We start from the raw sequence: 22,831 nt of genomic DNA, 5'->3' as shown, positions 1-22,831 counted from the left end.
GTTTTATTTTACAAGGACAAAACTAACATGCGGTCATCCTCTATGTTGCTTATGGCATTTTTTTTCAGTTTAACTGGCTGTGAAAAAATAGCGCTTATGGCCACACCCAGTAAAAAACCTGTCCCTTCCACCAGCGCTCTAGCCCATCGGGCAAAAAATTATTTTTGGCACATTTTACATCAAGGAAATTATCAAGATATCACTAGAGCAGACAGTTTACTCATGGCAGCTTATTTACAAAATCCCAATGATGAAAAGTTAGCGGCTTATATTGGATTTCTTCACATCTGGAAAATTACCGAAAGACAGCGCTTGCCTAAAGAAACGCCACTGATCACGAATGAAATCATTCTGGCGAAGAAGTATTTTTCAGATGCGTTGCAACTCAATCCAGATATGCCTATCTATGAAGGCTTCTTAGGTGACAGTGAATTGATTGAAGGAAAAATTTTTCACGATAAGCGTGAGGAAGTTCGGGGTTACTTTCGATTAAAACACGCTATCGCCAGATGGCCTGAGTTCAACTATTTTACAGCCGGATATCCGATGAGTACCTTACCCCATAATTCCAGCCATTTTAAAGAGGGTTTAGAATGGCAATGGGAAACCCTAAACCTATGCGCAGGTGAAAAAGTTAACCGCATGTCGCCAAGCTTTGCCAACTACATGCATCGCGAAACCTCCAAAGGCAAACAGCGTGCCTGTTGGAATTCATCCATAGCTCCTCATAATTTTGAAGGATTCTTTTTAAATATGGGGGATATGTTAGTCAAATCCGGGGATTGGCAAACTGGGGTAGCCATTTACCAAAATGCCAAACTTAGCAAAACCTATACGATTTGGCCCTATAAACATCTGCTGGAAAAAAGGATTGTCAATGCTAAAGCCAATGTAAATAACTTCAGGAAAAAACACACGAATCCCCATCAGGCTGTTTTATTTAACTCAGGCTATGGTTGTGTGGCCTGCCACCAACGTTGACCAGGTAGGAAGAATCAATAATCATCCATACAACACCTATTTTTTATTCCCTTAATCCTCTAATATTAAAGAAAAATTAGAGAGGGATTCTATGTTTACACTCGTTTTATGTCTGTTCATCGCTTGCCTGTTCCCTTACCTAGCACGCATTCCAGTCATCATTGCAATGAAAAATCAACCCCATGGATATGACAATAATCATCCACGAACCCAGCAATCAATTCTTATAGGATTTGGAGCACGAGCAGTGGCTGCCCATCAAAATAGTTTTGAATCATTGATTCTTTTTTCATCGGCAGTTCTTACAGCACTTGCGACCAATAACACGACGTCTACAATTCAAAATCTTGCTATTTTCTATTTAATTTCTCGCGTCATATACCACATTTTTTATTTGTGCAATTGGGCGACTTTACGTAGCCTTATTTGGATAGCAGGCGTTATCACAGCCCTGACCATTATTTGGTTATGTTTACCCTGGTAGCGTGTCTTATTGTACCTTGGCTTTGCGCTTGAAGCCTAATGCACGTAAGCGCTCATCCGTGCTTGGATGCGTTGAAAAGGCATTGTGCAATGATTTGATAGGATCAATGCTTGAAGGGTCAAATAAATAAGAAGCCTGTCGCACCTCTTCATGGGGGGTTTGACCATATTCTTGCGTGTATTGTTCTGCATGCCGCTGGTGATCTTCAGTAATCTTTAACAATGCCCTTGCCATAGGTTCATTATCGCGCATGAGTTCGACAGCGCCTGCATCAGCCATGTATTCACGAGTACGACTTAAAAAGAGGGCGAGCACCACCGTGATGATGGGTAATAAATAGCGCAATAACATAATTACCATGAACAGACGATTGTCATCGTTACGTCTATCCCTCTTATACAGCATGCTATAAAACATGATATCAATCGCGATTAACAAAAGGTTGCTTAATACCGCAACCGTCAGTGTCAATTTAATATCATGATGACGGATATGGCTTAACTCATGGGACATCACAGCCTGCATTTCAGCGCGATTTAATTTTTCCATTAATCCACGGGTGATGGCCACCATGGCTGATTTTTCACTATAACCACTGGCAAAAGCATTCATATAATTGGCTTCAATTAAATAAACTTTAGGCATGAATTTTAATCCCGCCGCAACTTTCATTTCTTCCACCACATTGTATAACTGCTTTTCTTCAAGACTTTGGGCAGTCCCTGGTGTGATTAAACGATAATTGGTACCCAATAGCATAATACGATCATAGAGTGTGTAGGTAATAAATAAAGAAATTACAGCCACACCTATCATAATTAACGTGGCATAGGGGATGACTTTTAACGTAATCAAAGCCAAATAACAGTCAAGAAGCGTAGCACCCGGGTTTAAATTATCAAGAATAACTGTATCAGCCAATAGACCTACGCCAATATAGACTGCAAAAAAAATCGCAATGACAATCTTTGTCTTACGCTCATTGCGTTTTAATTGCTCTCGCCAATCGGCAGCAGACGCATGATAATCACTTAATGCCATCTTTAAACTCAGAATTTAACCGTGTAATCTTCATGTGCTTTAATTTGTTCCTCAGGTAAAGACCAATACTCAAACTCTTTGTCTAATTTGCTAGAAAACAGACTAACAACGAAGGATTCAAAAAATGATTTCTTTTTTGCATAGTAGCGCTCAACACTATCATTATAAGCCTGTTTGGCATAAGAAAGTTTGTTTTCTGTGTTTACAATTTCTTCTTGCAATTGCAGTGCATTAGTATTGGCCTTTAAATCAGGGTATTGTTCAAAAACAACATTAAGCCCGGACGCGATTTGTGAAATACCATTTTCCGCTGCAATCCGAGCTTTCTCATCGCCTGAAGCCTTGGCTGCCTGAGCTTGATTTCGCAAAGCAACTACATCCTTTAAGGTGGTTTGCTCATAATCCATGTATTTTTTAACCGTTTCAATCAACGATTCAAATACTTTAAAACGACGATCAAGCTGGATATCGATTTGCCGTTTATTATTGTTAATAGCCTCAATCATCCCAATTAGGGTATTGAAAATACCAATTGACCAAAGAAACAAGAGTGCGACAATGATTAAAATGGCAATAAGAAAAGTACCCATTTTTCTTCCCTGTGATTAATCTTCTCCTAATTTATAGCTCTAAAATGCAGCAAAAAGCAAACAGTTATCAGGAAATCTCTTGCTTTACAGGCATTCAATGCGGATGGTTAGACTATTATTTTTTTCAAGAGTTGGGCCATGCACGATAGAAAATACAACTAAACGCACATGAACGGTTAAAATTTTAACCGTTCGGACGCTCTGGAGAGAACCTTTAACTCATCAGGAATTGATGCATTTTTAAGGTTAACCCCTAGGTTATTCACAAAAAAACTAACTCTGCTTAGTAATGTTGGTACGCCTTTGAATCCAAATTCTCGGGCAAGATTTGTTTTTTCATAAGGTGTATCCGCTAACTCCATGCCATCGCTATCAACCAAAAGAACAGTTTCTACATTGGGAAGCATCGCCCATAAAATCTTTCGGTTTTCAGGTGTCATTTGGTATACTTCATGATAACTGAGATAGACTGTTTTTACCTGCGGCAAAGCATTTTTTAACTGTTTAAGCTCAACAGTAGACAACTTATTAAACTCGACCTCGTGTAGGTGAATAATTTCCAGATTTTTATGCAGCGTCTTTAAGGATTTAGCGATCCATTTTATTTTTGCAGGTTCAAAGATATTATTTCCCAAATTTAATGAGGTAACGTTATACGGTATAGCCGCCCAAACCTTACAAAATTCTTCATTGTTCTTGTTGAATAAATTTTCATTGTTATTGTTAGAGAACGTTTCATTTAGTTTGATATTTTGAAAAAGCCCATTCCCTTCTAAATCGAGTGTTCTAACTTTCTCATGAAGTGCATTGAGTATTGTTGTTACTTCAACATTTGATCTGGCGCCTAAATTGTTATTAGCAAAACTTAACAAATTCACTGTCAAAGGAATATTTTTTATGACATTAGTCAAGGCGTTTATGCTCATTTTAAACAGCATGTTATTCTGCAATAACAGTTTTCTTACTGAGGGATTTAAATGTTTTAAGGCTGTTGCTGATTCCCCATCTCTTCCTTGCCCAAAACAAGCGGAATGCAGGCTTAGTAATTCAACATTTTCCAATGCTGCAAATGCTTGACCTAACAGAGGTCCGGGAATTCGGTACAATGGATTGCCATCCAAATAAATTTCGCGGGCTCCTTTTGGGAAAAACTTAAATGCAAAAAATACATCTGCAGGGAGAATACCGGGATGGAAAGAAATGATTGTGGGCTTGATGGCGGCCATAATACTTGCCCACTCTCCTTTCGTTTTTTTCGCAAAGTGATTACCTGTTAATTTGAAAGTAGCAATACTATCAGACAGAGATTTCATTAGCTTTACTAACTCCTCTGCGCTCATTTCGTCTAGTTTGCTAAAACCTAAACTAAGCTCATGCACATGGCTTAAAACAGCAACGCCCCGAATCAGTGCAGAAGCATTTTTCGCAAATCCGTTTTCACTTAAGTTTAATTTCCTGACATGGGGAGGAATCGCGTTAAGAATCAGCTCCAGTTCTTCTTCACTATAGTTACCAAGCTGATTCATGCTTAAATCAAGAGCAACAATATTGGCTGGAATGGCAGCAAGAATTGTGGCCAGCTCTTCGGCTGTCTTTTCATGAAGATTGTTTTGGTTTAAATAAAGTGCATGAATACTTTTTTTTGTAGCCAGAATTTTTAGCGCTTCCTTTATTGTTTGATTAGGCAGATTTCCCAAATCATTATCGTCTAGTTCAAGTTCTGTCACATAGTCAGGAATCTCTATAAAAGATTGCAGCAACTCATGATGGGATTTTTGGTCAAGATGTGTTAGACAAAAACGCATTGGAATCTCCGGGAGGTATTATAGACAAAGAAAAAACAATCGTGGCAATGGCATACAAATGCCATAATTTATTACTTTGTGATAATAATATGAATTAAGTAGTCAATTTTAATACAATTTGTAATGCTTAAAAATGGGTAACCTTACCCATTTTTAGAGTTGATTTATTCACTATTGTGGATTAGCGACATTAGGCTCAGGGACTTCAGCAGGAATGTCTGGAGTAGAATCAATATGTTTGGCAACTGGCGTTGTAACATGATGATAATATAAAAAGGCTAACATGGAGACCAAAATAACAACAACCAGAGTGGTAATCCCAATATTCTTATTCTTCATAACTTACTCCTAAAGAACTTCATTCTTAACAGCGTTCCTTGTCATTTTTATTATAGCTGTATTAATCAAAGTACTTTTAAAAAAACTTGCAAACCTGGAAAAATATTATCTTCTGCTTCAAGATTGATTTTGTTATTGCACACGAATATTAATAAATTGCCAGGGATCAGCACGATCAAGATTTTCTTTAAACAATTTTTCTCTATTTTTCAGGGGTGTCCAATCAGTGTAGTAGCCCGCTACTTTGCCAAGATAAGGTGTAGCAATTTCCAAAACGTATTGATAGTCTATTTCTTCTGGTTCAACAATTCCCTGTTGTGGATTGCGAATTGCCCAAACTAACCCGGCCAAAATACCTGCAACCACTTGTAAACTGGTCGCATTATTATGGGGCGCTAATTGTCTTGCCTCCTGAATAGAGAGTTGAGAACCATACCAGTATGCGCCTTTTTTATGACCCATCAACAATACGCCCAGTTCATCTGTACCCTCCACAATTTCTGAAAAAATAAGGCGTTTGCATTCTTGCTCATACCATTCATTCCCCTGTAATTCGTGTAATGAAAGGATAGCATCGGGACATGGCAGGTAAGCGTAATGCACAGTAGGACAATAAGGCTCTTGCTTCTCTAATGCTAAAAAACTACCAATAGAAATCGATTCCGCATGCGTTATCAAATAACCATGATAAGCACCTAAACTGGGAGTCCAGGAACGAACCTTTACGCTGGCACCAGGGCGATTCAGATAAATAGCAGTTTGCTTGTCAAACTCGTGATAATGAGCATCTTCTGGCCAATAACGCTCATGGTTACCCCAACTCAATTCAGCAGGTTGACTTGCCTCTGAAATAAAGCCATGAGCTGACCATGTATTAACAAACTCATTGGGTAACTTAAATCGCCGGGTAATTTGCGTGTCTCGTTCGGCAATATGAATCACTTTAATGCCCAGTAATTTGGCTAAAGAACCCCATTCCCTTGCGTTAGATGGATGTTGACTCTCTAACTGCAGCTCCTCTGCTAAATTCCACAGTGCTTTCTTTACAAAATGTGAAGCCAAACCGGGATTAGCGCCATGAGTCAATACAGCCGTGGTCTTTTTGTTATTTTTTAATTTTAGCACTTCTGCTCGCAGAGCATAATTGGAGCGTTGCGATGGTTGTAAAGCCTTATTGGTATAGCCACCTTTCCAAGGCTCTGTGCTAGCATCCAAGTATAGAACAGCTTTTTCCTGGCAAAGTTTTATCAATGCTAAGCTGGAAACATCCACGGATAAGTTTAATAAAAAATCACCTTCATCAAGTTCTGGAGATAATAAAGAAAGATAATTTTCGGGGGTAAGCGTAAGAATCTTCAAAGTTAATCCAAACTCATTAGCAACCTCTATCCCTTGATTGTCTTTAGCCATGATAATCACTTGTGAGGGCGTAAGCTTTACATGGCGAAATAGCAACGGTAATAATGCTTGACCAAGACTCCCGAAGCCAATGATGATAAGTTTATTAGGTAGAGCTATGTGCTTAGCTTCCATGTTTTCCTCATAGCACAATCCAAATGGCAATAATTCCTATGGCTTAAGCGTAGAAGAAAATTGAGAGGAAGACAAAGGATGAGTAAATTACACGCCGTTACTCACGTGTTGGCTGTCTCGATTGCGGTAAGTGTTCCTAAATTGATAGTTATGGCATCGCTCCTAATGCTAAAGACTATTGCCCATAAATCCATCGTCACCATATTGGTCAGGCACAAACAAGCACTTGCTGCAATATAGTTAGCGTGAAATGATTAACTTGATTTAATTGTTCCTTAGATTCAATGGCCAAGTTTTAATAAAATGTTGTAGAAACAAGCTATTAAAATAATATTGAAATGGAAATATAAGTTCTTTATGATGGAAGAAGTTATCAGAAAAATGGACTTTGCCATGCTAAAAAAAGCCTTATGGTTTACTATGACTTCTTGCTGTTTTACGTCAACAGTCTATGCTGCAGCATCCTCCCCGGCAGCTGAAGCAGCACAAACACCCCCACCATCCAGTTATATGCCTGTTGTTATCAAAGAGACGTTCCAAACGATTATGGATCGCATGGTGGCCGCAAAACCAGCCGTTAATCAGCGCCAACAAGACTTACTTAAGCAACGTTATGACTTGAGTAATAAACCTTCCTCTGATACTAAAATGTCCAACGGCAAGCCCATCCAGGAAGGTGTACGGGTTAAATTGCCAGAAGGCATTACCTGGGACATGTTGGGGAAAATGACACCCGATGAAATTAAAGAAAAAGGAGTCTATCCCCAAGGCTTTTTACCTCTACCTCATCCAAATCATCCTGAAGGTGGAATGCTGTTCCCCAAATTTGTAATTGATGAACATAATCAACAGGAAAATCGTGACTTAACGCGTTTTGATTTGGATTTTGACTTGCCAGATCACTTCTTACCCCCATTTCCTGCCCCCATTTTTTTAACTACTCGACCTGATTTAGGTGATGTTTCACAGGGCAAAGAAGTTACGATTAATAACTATTTTGAATTGTTTAATGGCATCCTCAACCCTAAACAATTGGAAGGTTTAAGATTACTGGTAACCCCGTTCCCACAACAGCAATTTAACCAAACTGATGATCGACGAACAAAAATACCAAGCCGCGGTGTTGCTTGCTTTGACTGTCATGCTAATGGCCATACTAACGCAGCCACCCATCTTGTGGGGGATATTCGCCCGCAAGAAATAAGGCATCGCATCGACACACCTACCTTAAGAGGAGTTAACATTCAACGTCTTTTTGGCTCACAGCGTGCGCTAAAAAGTGTTGAAGATTTTACAGAATTTGAACAAAGAGCCGCCTATTTCGATGGTGACCCAGTCATAGCCACCAAAAAAGGCGTTAATATTCTTGAACGAGGCAGCCAAGTTCATTTTATGGCCGAATTCCAAGAGTTATTAGATTTTCCACCCGCACCCAAATTAGACATCTATGGTCGATTAGACCCTACTAAAGCCACTGAAGCTGAATTGCGGGGGGAAGCGCTCTTCTTTGGGAAAGCAAAATGCGCAACTTGTCATGTTCCTCCCTATTACACCGACAATACCATGCATAATTTAAAAACTGAGCGATTCTTTAACCCGGTCATGGTTAACAATATGAAAGCCATCGGCGATGGTCCAATTAAAACATTCCCTCTACGTGGTATTAAAGATTCACCACCTTATCTTCATGATGGCCGCTTGTTGACTCTGGCGGATACGGTAGAGTTCTTTAATGTAATCTTGCAACTGCAATTAACACAACAAGAGAAAGAAGACTTAACAACATTCATGAAAGCATTATAAATTCAGAGGTTAAAAAAGTGGCTATATCCGACAAGCCACTTTTTATTCTTTTATTTTCGTACCAGAAGTAGTTTTAGAAATTGTCCAGTGTATGATTTCTTGCAATGAGCTACCTCTTCTGGCGTTCCGGTAGCAATAATCTGTCCTCCTTTGCTACCGCCTTCAGGGCCTAGATCAATAATCCAATCTGCAGTTTTAATCACATCAAGATTGTGTTCAATAATAATAATGGTATTTCCTTGTTCCCTTAAACGAAAAAGGACATGAAGTAGCTGTTTGGTATCGTGGAAATGCAAGCCAGTAGTAGGTTCGTCAAGAATATAAAGCGTATTACCCGTATCTCTTTTTGACAATTCTCGTGCGAGTTTGATACGTTGGGCTTCACCGCCTGAAAGTGTTGTCGCACTTTGCCCTAAGCGAATATAAGATAGCCCGACATCGATTAGTGTTTGGCATTTTCGGGCGACCACAGGGATAGCATCGAAAAAAAGTCGTGCGTCTTCAACGGTCATATCCAGTACTTCATGAATATTTTTGCCTTTGTACTGAATTTCCAATGTTTCACGATTGTAACGCTTCCCTTTACAGACATCACAGGCCACATAAATATCCGGTAAGAAATGCATTTCTACTTTAATTAAACCGTCGCCTTGACAAGCCTCGCAACGGCCGCCGCGAACATTAAAACTGAAGCGGCCTGGCTGATAACCTCGGGCGCGGGCTTCAGGTGTGCCTGAAAATAATTCACGAATCGGTGTAAATAGACCAGTATAGGTGGCTGGATTTGAACGAGGTGTGCGACCAATCGGGCTTTGGTCAATATCAATGACTTTATCACAAAATTCTAATCCCTTAATTTCTTTTACCGTACCTGGCGTTAATAAACTTGCCCGGTTTAATTTGTTTGCGGCAATAGGATACAACGTATCATTGATTAAACTTGACTTGCCAGACCCAGACACACCGGTTACGCAGGTAATAACACCTAATGGAATAGTTACATCCACATTTTGCAAATTATTACACTGGACACCTTTTAACTGTAACAATCGCTCTTTATTCATTGGAAAACGATGTTCCGGTATAGGGATTGATTGAATACCTGCCAAGTATTGTCCAGTGAGCGATTGTTTATTTTGCATGATTCGTTCAGGTGCACCTTGAGCCACAATTTGTCCACCATGGACACCAGCACCCGGGCCTATATCCAATACAAAATCTGCTGCCCGTATTGCATCTTCATCATGCTCCACCACAATAACGGTATTACCTAAATCGCGTAAATGCAGCAGGGTTTTCAACAAACGATCATTATCGCGTTGATGCAATCCAATAGAGGGCTCATCTAGAATATACATTACCCCAACCAACCCTGAGCCAATTTGACTGGCTAAACGAATACGCTGCGCCTCTCCGCCAGATAACGTTTCAGCACTACGAGCCAACGATAAATAATCCAGGCCTACATTGACTAAAAAGCCTAGCCTTTCGGTGATTTCTTTATTAATCTTGGCTGCAATTTCACCCCGATAGCCTGTTAACACGAGATTTTGAAAAAATTCATAGGCTTGTTCAATTGGGTAGGCAGTAATTTCTGGTAAATTTTTATCATCAACGAAAACATGCCTTGCCTCCTCACGTAAACGTGCGCCTTTACACGTTTCACAGGGACGTGACGAAAGGTATTTGGCTAATTCTTCGCGCACCAGGGAAGAATCCGATTCTCGGTAGCGCCGTTGCATGTTGGGAATTATTCCCTCAAAGCTATGTCTTTTAGACATAAAGCCACCATTGGGACGCTGGTAGTGGAAATCAATCATTTCCTTACTACCATAGAGAATAATTGTTTGAATGGTTTCCGGCAGATCACAAAACGGGGTTTCTACATCAAAGTTAAAATGACGCGCCAATGATTCAAGCATGGGGTAATAGTAAGTCGTTTTTTTATCCCAACCGCGAATAGCCCCCCCTGCCAGGCTTGCAGTAGGTTCATGGACAACTCGCTCGGGATCAAAAAATTGATTGACTCCTAAACCATCGCAAGATGGACAAGCCCCCATTGGGTTATTAAATGAAAAAAGTCGGGGCTCTAATTCGCTTAAACTGTAGCCACACTCAGAGCATGCAAATTTTGATGAAAAAACCATTTCTTCAAATTCATGGTCAACTGGAGAAACCATTACCAGTCCCTCAGCCAAATTCAAAGCATTTTCAAAAGATTCACTTAAGCGTTGGGCTAAATCTTTGCGAACCTTAAAGCGATCAACCACCACTTCTATAGTATGCTTTTGCCTTAAACTAAGCTTTGGCGGCTCATCCAACTCATAAATCTCACCATCAATACGCGCCCGAACATACCCTTGAGCCTGTAATTGCTGCAAGAGTTGCACATGCTCCCCCTTACGTTCGCGTATAACGGGGGCGAGAATCATCGCTTTAGCCCCTTCAGGCATTGCAATAACCTGATCGACCATTTGACTGATGGTTTGTGCATGTAGACTAATTCCATGGGTAGGGCAACGCGGCTCGCCAACGCGTGCAAATAAGAGGCGCAAATAATCGTATATTTCTGTGATAGTACCTACAGTTGAACGGGGATTATGTGAAGTCGCCTTTTGCTCGATAGAAATTGCTGGGGATAATCCTTCAATGGCATCCACTTCCGGCTTTTCCATCATCGATAAAAATTGCCGTGCGTAAGCTGACAAAGATTCAACATAACGGCGCTGTCCTTCCGCATATAAAGTATCAAAGGCTAATGAGGACTTTCCTGACCCTGAAAGGCCTGTAATTACCGTTAATTGATTGCGGGGAATTTCTACATCGATATTTTTTAAATTGTGAGTTTTTGCGCCGCGGATACTAATGTAATGCATAGGACATTTTGATTTAAAAAAAATCAAATTATAGCTCTGCTATACTTTTTAAACAAATCATTTTGCGATTAGTAATTTAGGATAAAACGCGGGGATAAATAATAAGGAAACATTATGAAATACGAGCGACTAATCCTTCTAATTTTCATTTACTTTTTTATCCCCTCTATCCATTATGGCAATGACAATGATTTAAATGTTAAAGCCTGGACACAAGAAACTTTAATGGCCACGTTATCTATAAACTACACAGAAACCCCCGCTGATTTTGATGGTTTGCGAAAACGCTATACGGTAAATGCATGGTTAGCAATGCAAAATTTTTTTAGCGAGGAAATTGCCGAGGTCAAGAATAAACATCTGGCTATACATCCTTCTCCATTAACCCCTCCTGTCATTGTTGAGGAAGGGGTAACTTCCGGAATTTATTATTGGCGCGTTAATCAGTCCTTTATAATTCCCGAGATGAATTCCAAATTAGATTTTTCTCTCATCGTCATAAAAGCCAATAACCCGCCATTTATCATCCAAAGTATTAATGTGGTAAGAATTAAATAGACTGTGACAAAGACATGCTTTCTTCATCACCGTGAGTGGGATTTTCATAAACAGAAATTATTGGTGTGTTTAGATTGCGAGGATTAATAAGAGCATTTTTTAAAAGTCCCTCACCGCGCTCATAAAAGTCAAAGGACCAATTATCTCCTATTGCCACATGATTTGACACAGTAAAAACGATTTCTTCTAAAAGGTGGTATTTTTCTGGGAAAATTGTTTTACACTCGTTCACATAATTTAATAAAGACAATTCAATTCGTTGTTCTATTTGCCACCGGTTATAATCCTTTGACTCAAAAGTCCAAGCACTTGGAAAGTATTTAACTGTAATTTTCATTTAATTTCTTATTGAACAATCAAAAGACAAATAATAACCAAGGTGCCTTAAATAGTAAACGAAAGCCGATAGTTTTAGCAGAACAAGGCCACTTTCTTTGAGTAAACTTTTAAAAATATTTCAACGTCTTTAAACTTTTAAGATTTTGTAAATTCCTGATAAAATCCTTGGTAGAGCTGTTGAAAATGGTATACTCTTTTCATGATTTTTTAACGGTAACCTAGTATGCAAACAATCCTTAAATTTGTTGTTAGTCTCATACTTGTCATTGGGGTGGCCCTTGCACACGCTGAGAATAATTTAAAAGAATTCGAGCAAGAATTTAGTGATTCAGTCATTACTACAAAAATTACTGCCAAATTTACAAAAAACCGTCATTTAAACCCTTTAAAAATTTATGTTTCTACTGAAAATGGTGTTGTCTCTTTACGTGGGCATGTTAAAGATCGCCAAGCCTTTGTGGATGCATTACGGTTGGCAAAAATGACAAAAGGCGTGAAGGAAGTAGACACGGACGAACTGATTATTAAACAAGTAAATACTGCTTTTACAGATGCCTATATTACCACCAAAGTTGAAGCCGCAGTTTTGAAGGCTAAAGTATTCGATGACGAGTCAATCCCTTTAGTTGGAATTAATGCAACCACTACCAACGGCACAGTAACTTTATCTGGACATTTAAAACAAGAAAAAGCTATTAGCGCCATTATAAAAAGAGTGGCCGCCGTACGTGGTGTAAAGAAAATTATTTCAAATCTTGAGGTTGACAAGGAAGCTTCATGAACACCTTTACTCGCTTTAAACTTTTTCTTTGGACCTTTGGACGGTTTAAAGTTCCCTTAATTGGTCATTTAAAACCTAAATTAATTCAGTTAACTGATCAGCAAATCGTTATTAAATTGCCTTTAACTCGTCGCAGTAAAAACCATTTACATTCTATGTATTTTGGCGCTTTAGCTGTTGGGGCCGATTTGGCAGGTGGCATGCACAGTTTTTATCATGCAGATCAAGCAAGACTAAAAGTTTCTGTTGTTTTTAAATCCTTTCAAGCCCAATTTTTACGTCGCCCGGAAACCGATGTTTATTTTATTTGTTCTCAAGGCGACACTGTTAAAGCGATGATTCAAGAATCTCAAGCGACACAGCAACGGGTTAACAGACCGATAGACATTCAAGCCTTCATTAATTATCCAGATAGTCCAGAGGAAGTAGCAAATTTTATCCTTGAGTTATCAGTCAAGGTTGTCTAGAGCATCGAAAATCTCTCAACATCGCTGAATTCTACGTGCAAGCCGCAGAACGTAGGCATATACGATTAAATTATTTAGCACTTCTCCTCAGGAATATCCTAATAGTTGTAATTATTCTGTATCCATTTGCAATTTTTATTGAATTATCAATAAAATGAAACTCTGGTGACAACCAAACTACCTAATGAATTTAGCCTCTTGGCAGCGTGCAGCATTTTTATTTCTCCTTGCTAGCTATGGTGTTCTGTTCTATTTTATTCTCACCTTCCAGCAAGGAATAGATTTTGCTTCCTTTTATTCTGCCTCACAAACGTTAATGCTGGGGAATAATCCTTATCAAACCCTAGTGGCTACCTATCTACCGGTAGTAAAAAAACTTGCTTGCAATTTAAATCCTCCTTTTGTACTGATGTTATTCAGCCCCCTGGCCAAACTGAATTACCATGCAGCCCTCACTACTTGGTGGATAATCTCGCTGATATTATCCTTGGTTGCCGCCAGACTTGTATTTAAACATGTTTTTTCTGCCGACTTTTACCAAGAAAATTGGCCAAGCCTCTATCTTCTCTACCTGGCATTTTTTGGTATTTTAATGGATAGAGCGATTACGCAACTCGGTGCCTTGTTATTATTTGGTATTATCCTCGGCTATCATTTTTATTCTAAAAAAAAGGATTATTGGGCAGGAGCACTGTGGGGATTTGTTATTGCGCTTAAATTTTTTCCCGCCTTGTTATTTTTTTATGTCCTCCTGCAAAAACGCTACCGAGTTTTTGTTGTAATGCTTGGTATAGCATTGTTCTTGTCCCTTCTTCCTATGATCATCTATGGAACAGATATTTATACCTACTATTTCGCAATGATGCCTAAGGTTCAATGGTATGGTGACAATTGGAATGCTTCAGTTTATGGTTTTCTTTTTCGTACCCTTGTTGATGTGCATGATAAGACCCAAAGCCGCTTATATATCAATATTCTCTATGGAGTTTTGTTTATTGCCTTTCTTCTATGGTACTTAAAAAAAGCCAGTACGCTGTTAACCGCCTCCCGAGATAAACAGTTTTTTGCATTAACTTTATCAATGATGCTGTTATTAAGCCCATTTGGGTGGCTTTATTATTTTTCCTTACTTATTTTCCCCCTGGCATTAACCTGGGAAATGTTTTTTTTGCATGGTGATAGCATCAAGCAAAAAATTTTATGGCTCTTAAGCCTGTTTTTACTGAATTTTCCTATTGATTACCTTTCCAGTAAAAAAATGACCGAATTGTTTAATAAATTTTCAATTTATTCATTCTACTTTTATGGCTTACTTCTTCTCATCTATCTCTTGAGTCGTGAACACACACCAATTACACGCTTTCATCGAGCTCCAGCAAGTGCTAGACATTATCCCGTCATTATTATTATTTTTGCTTTTGGCTTTTTAATTCCTGTACTAAGTTTTTTAGAACGGCTCTTTGATCTTCCTTTCATAAAAATAAGCGATTGAAAGAAAGAAATTTTAATGTTTCTCTCAGTAAAAGAGCGATTGACAAATGATTAGGCGAGGTCTAACGTTAAACGCATAAATGGATTAAATTTTTGACTGACTTTGGTCTTAAGAATGATCGATCTGACGATACATACACAACCTGATGATGAAACATGCGGTCCTACTAGTTTACACGCAATTTATCGTTATTATGGTTTGAATCTTGATTTGTCAGAAGTGATTAAAAATGTAGAGCGCTCTCTTTCAGGAGGTACCTTGGCACCCATGTTGGGAAAACATGCCCTCCTTCACGGATTTCAGGTGATAATCTACATTAATAATCTTAATATTTTTGATCCAACATGGTTTGATTTTGAGCAAGGAAGGGCCTGTCACGATTTATTGAAAATTAAGTTACATGCGCAAATGAGGTATAAAAGAACTAAAGGCATCCTGCAAGCAAGCCAAGCTTATCTTGACTACCTTGAATTAGGCGGTGAAGTCCATTTTCGCACCTTGAGCGTACAATTACTAAAAGACTATTTTTCAAAAAAAATTCCTATCCTTACAGGGTTAAGCGCTACTTATCTCTATCGCAGCTCCCGCGAACGTTATGCAAATGGAGAAGCCATTTACGATGATATCCGTGGTACACCCTGTGGACATTTTGTTGTTCTATGTGGCTATGATGACAAAAAAAGACTTGTTGTTGTCGCAGATCCACATCGGGAAAATCCCATTTCCCAAGATAACTATTATAAAGTAAGTAGTAATCGTTTAATTAACGCTATCATGGTCGGTGTTCTAACCTATGATGCTAATTTAATAATAATTCAACCAAAGAGTGATTAAATGGAAACATTAATCGTAACGGATGACCCTTCGGGGTGGAAATTTCTTGGCTCACTTGCTGCCATTGTTAAAGCGTCAGAGTATTTATCCAGTGAAAGTTATTACCAAAGTAAATCCATTCGCGTTATTAATCTTTGCCAATCTTATAATCATCAGACTATCGGCTATTATGTATCTTTGCTCGCCCATGCCCGTGATCATAAAGCCATTCCTTCTGTACATAGCATTCAGGATGCGCTTAATGCAGAATTATCCAAGTTTATTTCTCAAGATGTCGATGAAGAAATTCAGCACAGTTTGCATGACATTAAAGGAGAAGAATTCGTTTTAAGTTTGTATTTTGGGCAAAACATGGCGAAGTGTCATGCCAATCTTGCTAAAAAATTGCATGGTTTATTTCCTTTACCATTAATGCGTTTCACCCTAGAAAAAAAGAAGCAGTGGCGAATTAAAACACTTCAGGTTCTGTCATTAACTGACATTCCTGAACACCATAAAGAGTTTATGCAAGAAGCAGCAAAAAATTATTTATCTAAAAAGCGCTTTCACCAATGGCGCAAAAAACAACGCTATCACGATCTTGCTATCTTAATTGATCCAGTTGAACCGAATGCACCCTCGAATAAAAAAGCCCTTGATATTTTTGCAACAACCGGGGAAGCCATGGGGTTAAATGTTGATTTTATTGAGAAAAGCGACACAAAATCACTGGCCGAATACGATGCTCTTTTTATTCGAGCAACCACTTCCGTCAACCATTATACTTATAGAATGGCAAGGCGGGCAGCCCAGGAAAATCTAGTAGTGATTGATGACCCACAATCCATTATAAAATGTAGCAACAAAGTTTACCTCGCAGAGTTGATGCGCAGTCATCAAATTTTAACGCCAGAAACTATCTTCATTAGCAAATACGATAAAGAAATCCCAAACATTCAATTTCCTTGCGTATTAAAAAGACCAGACAGTGCCTTTTCGCATGGGGTGATTAAACTTGATGATAATAAGGCTTTGCAAAAATCATTACTCCAGTTTTTTAAAATTTCCGATCTGGTGTTAGTACAGCCATTTATTCCTACTGAATATGATTGGCGCATTGGCATCCTGGACAATAAACCTATTTTCGCTTGCCGTTACTACATGGCAACGAACCACTGGCAAATTTATAACTGGGATGCTATCAAAGGGAAACGGGAAGGGGATACAGAAACCATTCCTATACATGAAGTGCCGGAAGCCATTATAAAAACCGCTTTAAAATGCACACGCCTAATAGGTGATGGCTTATATGGTGTGGATATAAAAAGCCAAGGCGATAAACATTATGTTATCGAGGTCAATGACAATCCGAACATCGATTTTGGCATTGAAGATAAAATTCTAGGTGAATCACTCTATCAACTGGTCATGAGTGTATTTTTGCAGCGCATCCGCAGGAAACATGGCTATGTCTGATTATTCACTCTTTTCGGTATTAGGTATCGAAATTGAATATATGCTTGTGGATTCCCAGCACTTAAATGTACAACCTCAAAGTGATCTTCTTCTCAAAGAGTTAGCCGGTGAATTAGTAAACGAGGTAGCATTAGGAGACATTGCCATTAGCAATGAACTGGTGCTTCATGTACTTGAACTAAAAAATAACGGTCCTAAACCGCCTGATGCTTCTATTGCTGCGCAATTTCAAAAAGCCATCGAAAAATTGCAACCTTACCTTGCTGCACGCAATTTACAACTACTGCCAACAGGTGCCCATCCCTGGATGAATCCCTTGCAAGAAACCAAGCGGTGGCCACATGGGAATAGGGACATTTATCATCAGTTTGATACTATTTTTAATTGCCAGGGACATGGTTGGTCAAACCTACAGAGTATGCATGTTAATTTGCCATTTGCTAATGACGAGGAATTTAACCATTTGCATAATGCGATTCGATTAGTCCTTCCTTTATTGCCGGCGTTAGCTGCCAGTACCCCTTTTTTAGAGGGTAAAAAAACGGGCTTAAATGACTCCCGCTTATACTTTTATGGAAAAAATCAGCAACGTATCCCCTCCATTAGTGGCGATATTATTCCTGAATTTATAAGCAGTGAAGACCAATATAAAAAAGAGATATTAGAGCCGATGTATCGGGCCATCCATCCTCATGATCCACAGGGAATTTTGCAATATGAATGGCTGAATTCCAGGGCAGCCATCCCTAAATTTGAGTATAAAGCCATTGAAATCCGCATTCTTGACTCGCAGGAATGTGTACAGGCAGATATAGCCATCGCACTGACAATTCATGCGATTTTAAAATATTGGTCCATGAAGTCCTCTTATTATTTAGATAATCCCTGTGAAACAAAACGTCTAAAAACGGTTTATGAAGAAACCGTGAATGCGGGTTTTCAAGTACAGATAGAAGATGCAGAATTAGCCAGGCAATGGCTGTTGCCTAAACGCTCAATGAGCGTACGCAGTATCTGGTCGCATTTAATTGAAAAAATAAGCCATGAGCTCGATTATACAACCCAAAAGACATTAGAGTTTATTTTAAACCACGGTAATTTAAGTGAGCGTCTTTTAAATGCCTGTGGCAATGAAATTAATCATGCCACGCTCACGCGCACTTACCGACAGCTTTCACATTGTTTATTGGCCAATCAATTATTTAATCCAACATGAAAAAGCGTGTGCTTATTTTAAGTTGTGAGCATGCGGTTAATACCGTACCAGAAGCTTACCAACAATATTTTGATGGTCATGAAGCACTATTACATACGCATCGTGGCATCGATTTTGGCGCTCTAGCCGTTGCCAGGCATTTAAGTAAAGCATTCGATTGCCTTTTAGTACAAGCGGAGGCGACCAGATTATTGATTGATTGCAACCGTCGATTAACTCATCCAGCCTGTTTCTCAGAAATCACTGCAGCTTTACCTAAAGCAGAAAAAAAAGTCATTATTGAAGAATACTACCAACCTTTTCGTGAAGCCGTGATCAATAGTGTTCGATACTATATTAATTTAGGGTGCGAAGTATGGCACCTGTCTATTCACAGTTTTACTCCAGTAATGAATGATCTCCCCCGAAATACTGATCTAGGTTTTCTTTATGATCCTAAGCGGTATAAAGAAAAAATCTTAGCCCGTGCATGGCAAGCTGTTATTAAAGCGGAGTTTGGTCAATATCGGGTACGCCTTAATTATCCCTATCTGGGCATTGCCGATGGATTTACCAGTTTCTTACGTACACGATTTAATGAAGAGGACTATGTGGGTTTGGAAGTTGAAAATAACCAGGCCTTGATGAATACTGATCAATCGATAGCCCAGGTCGCTGAAACGCTAATCTTAACACTTCGATTCTTACTTACTACCCAGTAAGGGAAGCCCCTCTTGTATGGTGCTTATCAGAGTACACACTCGATCAGCGTTTTCGCCTAATACCTAAAGCCGACATGACTGCTCGCGTCAGATCACGCATAATTTGCCTTATTATTTGGCGAAACAATGTATTTTTAGTGATTTGTTCAACCATTGAAGGCTCTTCTTTTGCTTTTTTAGTTTTTGCATCGGTAGACGGGCCAGTTTGACGATTAATAGCTACCCCAGCGGCTAAGATCTCTTTTGCGGAACTTCGTTCTTGTCGTTGTTCGTATTTAGGCAGCAGTGTCGATGTTGCCACTGCACGATTCAATTCTTGTTCACTAAGCACCCCCATACGCGACTCAGGTGCTCTCACCAAACACTCCACCAATGGCGTTGGTTGTCCTTTTGCATCCAAGGCACTTACCAAAGCTTCCCCTATCGCCAGGGAAGTTAATATCTGTTCTGTCTCATAATACGCCGATGGAGGGAAATTTTGGGCTACCAATTTCATCGCTTTGCGATCTTTTGCAGTGAATGCACGTAGGGCATGTTGAACCTTTAAACCCAACTGGCTTAAAACTGTATCCGGGACATCATTAGGCGTTTGAGTGCAAAAGATCAAACCAATACCTTTTGAACGAATTAATTTGACCATGGTGTCTAATAAATTAAGTAAGGCTTTGCTAGCATTACTAAATATCAAATGTGCTTCGTCGATGAATAGCACTAATTTTGGTTTAGGTGGATCCCCTAACTCGGGCATCAAACGATAAACATCAGACAGTAACTTAAGCATAAAGGTGGAAAATAATTTAGGCTTATCTTGCATGTCACTAAGACGAAGTATAGAGATTATCCCCATTCCTTCTGCATTGGTGCGCACCAGATCCAGGGCATTAAAGGCAGGCTCCCCGAAAAATTGATTACCCCCCTGGGCTTCAAGCTCAATAATTTTGCGTACAATAGTACCCACAGAACTACTTGCCACCCCACCAAACTGCCCCTCTATTTCTTCTTTACCAGCATCGGTTTGCACATACTGCAATAGGGCTTTTATATCTGCCAAATCAATTAAAGGCAAATTTTTGCTTTTTGCGTATTCAAAAAGAATGGTAATAACACCTTCTTGTGTGTCATTGACATCTAACATACGTGAAAAAAGCAAGGCTCCAAAATCGGTGACCGTGGAGCGTAAAGGAACACCTTGATGTATATCACTTAAAGAGAGCATTTCAACCGGAAAGGCTCTTGGTGTATACGTTAAATTTAATGATTGGTTGCGAGCAACTACCATCTCTGTTACTTCACCAGGTACTGCGAGTCCTGAGATATCTCCTTTAACATCCATGACCAGGCTAGGTACGCCTGCTAAAGATAATTGTTCACTTAAGACTTGCATGGTTTTGGTTTTACCACTGCCTGTGGCACCTGCAATTAAACCATGACGATTGAGGGATTTAAGCACCAGGTTCACTGGCGCATCGGGAAGTAAATGTTCATCTACTAAAATACCACCCAATTGTAACATGGGAAGCTCAGAAGCCTTGTAAGGCGAAATTAAATCTTCATACATGAAAATAACGTCCATGTTAGGGAGGATAACTTGATTATAGTGAAGTACTAAAAAATTTTACATTTCTTTCTTATCAACATAGCGATACTTCACGCACAACGAGCATACGTTTAGTGCGCTTGTTGATACAACTATTGCAACTATAACACGTGAAACTTAAGGGTAGCTTAAGATTTGGTTTGGCACTCTGGACAAAGGCCATAAATATTTAAAGCATGATCGGTCATTTTGAAATTTGCCTTTGCTGCAATCATTTGTTGACGTTGCTCAATAATCTCATCAATGAATTCCTCGACCTTGCCACATTTAACACAAACAAGGTGATCATGATGTTCCCCCTGGCTAAGTTCGAATACAGAATGTCCGCCCTCAAAATTATGACGATTCACAAGACCTGCTGCTTCAAACTGCGTCAACACACGGTAAACTGTTGCCAAACCTACATCCTCTCCCATTTCTAATAAGGCCTTATAGACACCCTCTGCACTTAAATGATGATCACGGGATTGTTCTAAAATTTGTAAAACTTTTAAGCGGGGCATTGTAATTTTTAATCCAGCCTCTTTTAGCTGTTGACTTTCTTCCACACAATACTCCTCAATGACTATTCACCCATTTTTGCAGGTGTCTTTCTATGATTGACATGCTATTATGGCCAAATTTTTCGGAACAGGCAAAAAAAATGCGAATTAGAACCGTTCTCACCGCTGTTATAATAATAGTCCTATCTTTTACCTTAACCAATTGTATTTCTTATGATTATGCAAGACGGATTGTACAGCAAGGTAATTTATTACCCCAATCGAAAATTGAGCGTCTCAAGTTAGGCATGAGCAAAAATGATGTCGCTATTTTAATGGGTACAAGTTTATTAAGTCCTACTTTTAATAACGATCGTTGGGATTATGCTTATACCTGGCGCAAAGGTGCAGGTCCTTTGACTGTGCGGCACCTAAGTTTATATTTTTCGCATAGCAAACTTATTAAAATCGAGCACAAATCTTAGCCTGGTTGATGTTTTGCATTGTTTCATCCTGAAGCAAAGAAACATCTCTTGGTCGCCGTATGTTTACTGGTATACATTTCCCTACATCCAACATTCTGCGGCTTGTCCGCAGAATCCAGCTATGCTGAGATTTCTGGATCCCGAGGACGTCGAAATTTTGTATAAATCGATATTTTTATGTTCTGTTATTAGTTGCGCACATTTACATCTCGAGCGCGCGCCCTAGCTCCCTCATTAAAAAAGCACCCGAGGAAATTCAATTAGTTATTTCGAAACTATTTTTCTTTTGTTTTAGCCCGCTGTCTTCGTTTCTCTTTGGGATCAAAAGAGAGCGGCCGATATATTTCTATGCGATCCCCCGGTTTTAGTACGGTGTCGAGATTTTTTTGCTTGGCAAAAATCCCAACTGGTAAATTTTTTATTTCTGGGTGAGTATTCAGTAAATTTGATTGATTTAATGCATCGCTGATAGTAGCCCCGGGCTGTAAATTTAATTCCAGATGAATCATTGCCCCTTCTTCAGGAATATAAATTATCTCAACCTTGACCATAAAGAGCCTCGGCGCGCTCACAAAATGCATCAACCATTTTGTCAGTAATCTGTTCAAACACAGGCCCTAATAGCATAGAAAACATCCAGCCAGCAAATTCAAACTCCAGGTCAAAGGAAATTTTGCAGCCTTCAGGCACTTCATCAAATCGCCAAAACCCCTCAAGGTGCTTAAATGGACCGTCAATTAAACGAATTTCTATCATTTTATTGGCTTGCAGACGATTGCGCGTGGTGAAAGATTTACTCATTCCAGCAGCAACAATGACTAATGTGGCCTGAACTTCATCCTCATCGCGATGATGGACCATACTTTGCGAACAATAGGGTAAAAATTCGGAGTATTCTTCTACTTTATTTACCAAACCATACATTTGTTCACAAGTGAAAGGAACAACGCGCATTTTTTTTACTATTGTCAT

The 22,831-nt window shown here is 39.2% G+C and carries 23 protein-coding genes and 1 pseudogene; 13 read left to right on the top strand and 11 right to left on the bottom strand.

Annotated features, from left to right (window positions below):
• Positions 1-27 precede the first annotated feature (27 nt).
• Complete coding sequence (locus Ljam_RS11235) at positions 28-981, top strand: hypothetical protein (protein WP_058450109.1); 954 nt, start codon at positions 28-30, stop codon at positions 979-981.
• Positions 982-1,072: 91 nt separating this feature from the next.
• Positions 1,073-1,465, top strand: a complete 393-nt coding sequence (locus Ljam_RS11230; RefSeq protein WP_058450108.1) for an MAPEG family protein — start codon at positions 1,073-1,075, stop codon at positions 1,463-1,465.
• Positions 1,466-1,471: 6 nt separating this feature from the next.
• Here Ljam_RS11230 and htpX read toward each other — a convergent pair whose 3' ends face one another.
• From htpX to Ljam_RS11210, 5 genes are all read right to left on the bottom strand, one after another.
• Entirely contained in the window at positions 1,472-2,506 is a 1,035-nt protein-coding gene (htpX, locus tag Ljam_RS11225) for a zinc metalloprotease HtpX (RefSeq protein WP_058450107.1), read from the bottom strand.
• 8 nt (positions 2,507-2,514) lie between these two features.
• Positions 2,515-3,096 (bottom strand): LemA family protein, encoded by a 582-nt coding sequence (locus Ljam_RS11220; RefSeq protein ID WP_058450106.1) that lies wholly within the window; start codon positions 3,094-3,096, stop codon positions 2,515-2,517.
• Positions 3,097-3,272: 176 nt separating this feature from the next.
• Positions 3,273-4,901, bottom strand: coding sequence for a leucine-rich repeat domain-containing protein (locus tag Ljam_RS11215; protein ID WP_058450105.1), 1,629 nt, complete (start codon positions 4,899-4,901; stop codon positions 3,273-3,275).
• 171 nt (positions 4,902-5,072) lie between these two features.
• A complete protein-coding gene (locus Ljam_RS15235) occupies positions 5,073-5,240 on the bottom strand; it encodes a hypothetical protein (RefSeq protein WP_156411928.1) in 168 nt (55 codons plus the stop codon).
• Positions 5,241-5,372: 132 nt separating this feature from the next.
• The gene (locus Ljam_RS11210; protein WP_058450104.1) at positions 5,373-6,773 is read right to left on the bottom strand and encodes a homospermidine synthase; all 1,401 of its coding nucleotides are present in this window, start codon (positions 6,771-6,773) and stop codon (positions 5,373-5,375) included.
• A gap of 78 nt (positions 6,774-6,851) precedes the next feature.
• On the opposite strand from Ljam_RS11210, the gene Ljam_RS15230 reads away from it, so the two are divergent.
• Entirely contained in the window at positions 6,852-7,013 is a 162-nt protein-coding gene (locus tag Ljam_RS15230) for a hypothetical protein (RefSeq protein WP_156411927.1), read from the top strand.
• Between the two features lie 153 nt (positions 7,014-7,166).
• Positions 7,167-8,576: a hypothetical protein gene (locus tag Ljam_RS11205; RefSeq protein ID WP_058450806.1), complete on the top strand. Its 1,410-nt coding sequence runs from the start codon at positions 7,167-7,169 to the stop codon at positions 8,574-8,576.
• Positions 8,577-8,626: 50 nt separating this feature from the next.
• Here the strand turns inward: Ljam_RS11205 and uvrA are convergent, their stop codons facing one another.
• Positions 8,627-11,452 (bottom strand): excinuclease ABC subunit UvrA, encoded by a 2,826-nt coding sequence (gene uvrA / locus Ljam_RS11200; RefSeq protein ID WP_058450103.1) that lies wholly within the window; start codon positions 11,450-11,452, stop codon positions 8,627-8,629.
• A gap of 114 nt (positions 11,453-11,566) precedes the next feature.
• Between uvrA and Ljam_RS11195 the strand changes: the two genes are divergently transcribed.
• Positions 11,567-12,010, top strand: coding sequence for a DotI/IcmL/TraM family protein (locus Ljam_RS11195; RefSeq protein WP_058450102.1), 444 nt, complete (start codon positions 11,567-11,569; stop codon positions 12,008-12,010).
• Here the strand turns inward: Ljam_RS11195 and Ljam_RS11190 are convergent.
• Positions 12,003-12,347, bottom strand: coding sequence for a hypothetical protein (locus tag Ljam_RS11190; protein ID WP_058450101.1), 345 nt, complete (start codon positions 12,345-12,347; stop codon positions 12,003-12,005). The two genes, Ljam_RS11195 and Ljam_RS11190, sit on opposite strands and share 8 nt — an antisense overlap.
• Positions 12,348-12,572: 225 nt before the next feature.
• Here Ljam_RS11190 and Ljam_RS11185 point away from each other — a divergent pair, with 225 nt between their 5' ends.
• The 7 genes from Ljam_RS11185 (at position 12,573) to Ljam_RS11155 (ending at position 19,295) form a co-directional block, all read left to right on the top strand.
• Entirely contained in the window at positions 12,573-13,130 is a 558-nt protein-coding gene (locus Ljam_RS11185; RefSeq protein WP_058450100.1) for a BON domain-containing protein, read from the top strand.
• Positions 13,127-13,597 (top strand): PaaI family thioesterase, encoded by a 471-nt coding sequence (locus Ljam_RS11180; protein WP_058450099.1) that lies wholly within the window; start codon positions 13,127-13,129, stop codon positions 13,595-13,597. The genes Ljam_RS11185 and Ljam_RS11180 overlap by 4 nt, the downstream gene beginning before the upstream one ends.
• Positions 13,598-13,781: 184 nt before the next feature.
• The gene (locus Ljam_RS11175; RefSeq protein WP_058450098.1) at positions 13,782-15,089 is read left to right on the top strand and encodes a glycosyltransferase family 87 protein; all 1,308 of its coding nucleotides are present in this window, start codon (positions 13,782-13,784) and stop codon (positions 15,087-15,089) included.
• Between the two features lie 114 nt (positions 15,090-15,203).
• The gene (locus tag Ljam_RS11170; protein WP_058450097.1) at positions 15,204-15,923 is read left to right on the top strand and encodes a C39 family peptidase; all 720 of its coding nucleotides are present in this window, start codon (positions 15,204-15,206) and stop codon (positions 15,921-15,923) included.
• Complete coding sequence (locus Ljam_RS11165; RefSeq protein WP_058450096.1) at positions 15,924-17,378, top strand: RimK family protein; 1,455 nt, start codon at positions 15,924-15,926, stop codon at positions 17,376-17,378.
• A complete protein-coding gene (locus tag Ljam_RS11160; protein ID WP_058450095.1) occupies positions 17,371-18,594 on the top strand; it encodes a carboxylate-amine ligase in 1,224 nt (407 codons plus the stop codon). Before Ljam_RS11165 ends, Ljam_RS11160 begins: the two co-directional genes overlap by 8 nt.
• Entirely contained in the window at positions 18,591-19,295 is a 705-nt protein-coding gene (locus tag Ljam_RS11155; protein ID WP_058450094.1) for an N-formylglutamate amidohydrolase, read from the top strand. Before Ljam_RS11160 ends, Ljam_RS11155 begins: the two co-directional genes overlap by 4 nt.
• A 43-nt stretch (positions 19,296-19,338) precedes the next feature.
• On the opposite strand, the gene Ljam_RS11150 is transcribed toward Ljam_RS11155, so the two are convergent.
• Both Ljam_RS11150 and fur read right to left on the bottom strand, forming a co-directional pair.
• Positions 19,339-20,853 (bottom strand): helicase HerA-like domain-containing protein, encoded by a 1,515-nt coding sequence (locus tag Ljam_RS11150; RefSeq protein ID WP_058450093.1) that lies wholly within the window; start codon positions 20,851-20,853, stop codon positions 19,339-19,341.
• A gap of 167 nt (positions 20,854-21,020) precedes the next feature.
• Positions 21,021-21,440: a ferric iron uptake transcriptional regulator gene (fur, locus tag Ljam_RS11145; RefSeq protein WP_058450092.1), complete on the bottom strand. Its 420-nt coding sequence runs from the start codon at positions 21,438-21,440 to the stop codon at positions 21,021-21,023.
• Positions 21,441-21,504: 64 nt separating this feature from the next.
• Between fur and Ljam_RS11140 the strand changes: the two are divergent.
• A pseudogene (locus Ljam_RS11140) lies at positions 21,505-21,859 on the top strand (outer membrane protein assembly factor BamE).
• 275 nt (positions 21,860-22,134) lie between these two features.
• Here the strand turns inward: Ljam_RS11140 and Ljam_RS11135 are convergent.
• Together Ljam_RS11135 and Ljam_RS11130 are read right to left on the bottom strand one after the other, a co-directional pair.
• On the bottom strand, positions 22,135-22,410 hold the full coding sequence (locus Ljam_RS11135; RefSeq protein WP_058450091.1) for an RnfH family protein: 276 nt from the start codon (positions 22,408-22,410) through the stop codon (positions 22,135-22,137).
• Entirely contained in the window at positions 22,397-22,831 is a 435-nt protein-coding gene (locus Ljam_RS11130) for a type II toxin-antitoxin system RatA family toxin (RefSeq protein ID WP_058450090.1), read from the bottom strand. Before Ljam_RS11130 ends, Ljam_RS11135 begins: the two co-directional genes overlap by 14 nt.

The organism is Legionella jamestowniensis, from assembly GCF_001467745.1.
In the GTDB taxonomy this organism is placed as follows: domain Bacteria; phylum Pseudomonadota; class Gammaproteobacteria; order Legionellales; family Legionellaceae; genus Tatlockia; species Tatlockia jamestowniensis.
This window is presented reverse-complemented; position numbering and strand designations above follow the sequence as displayed.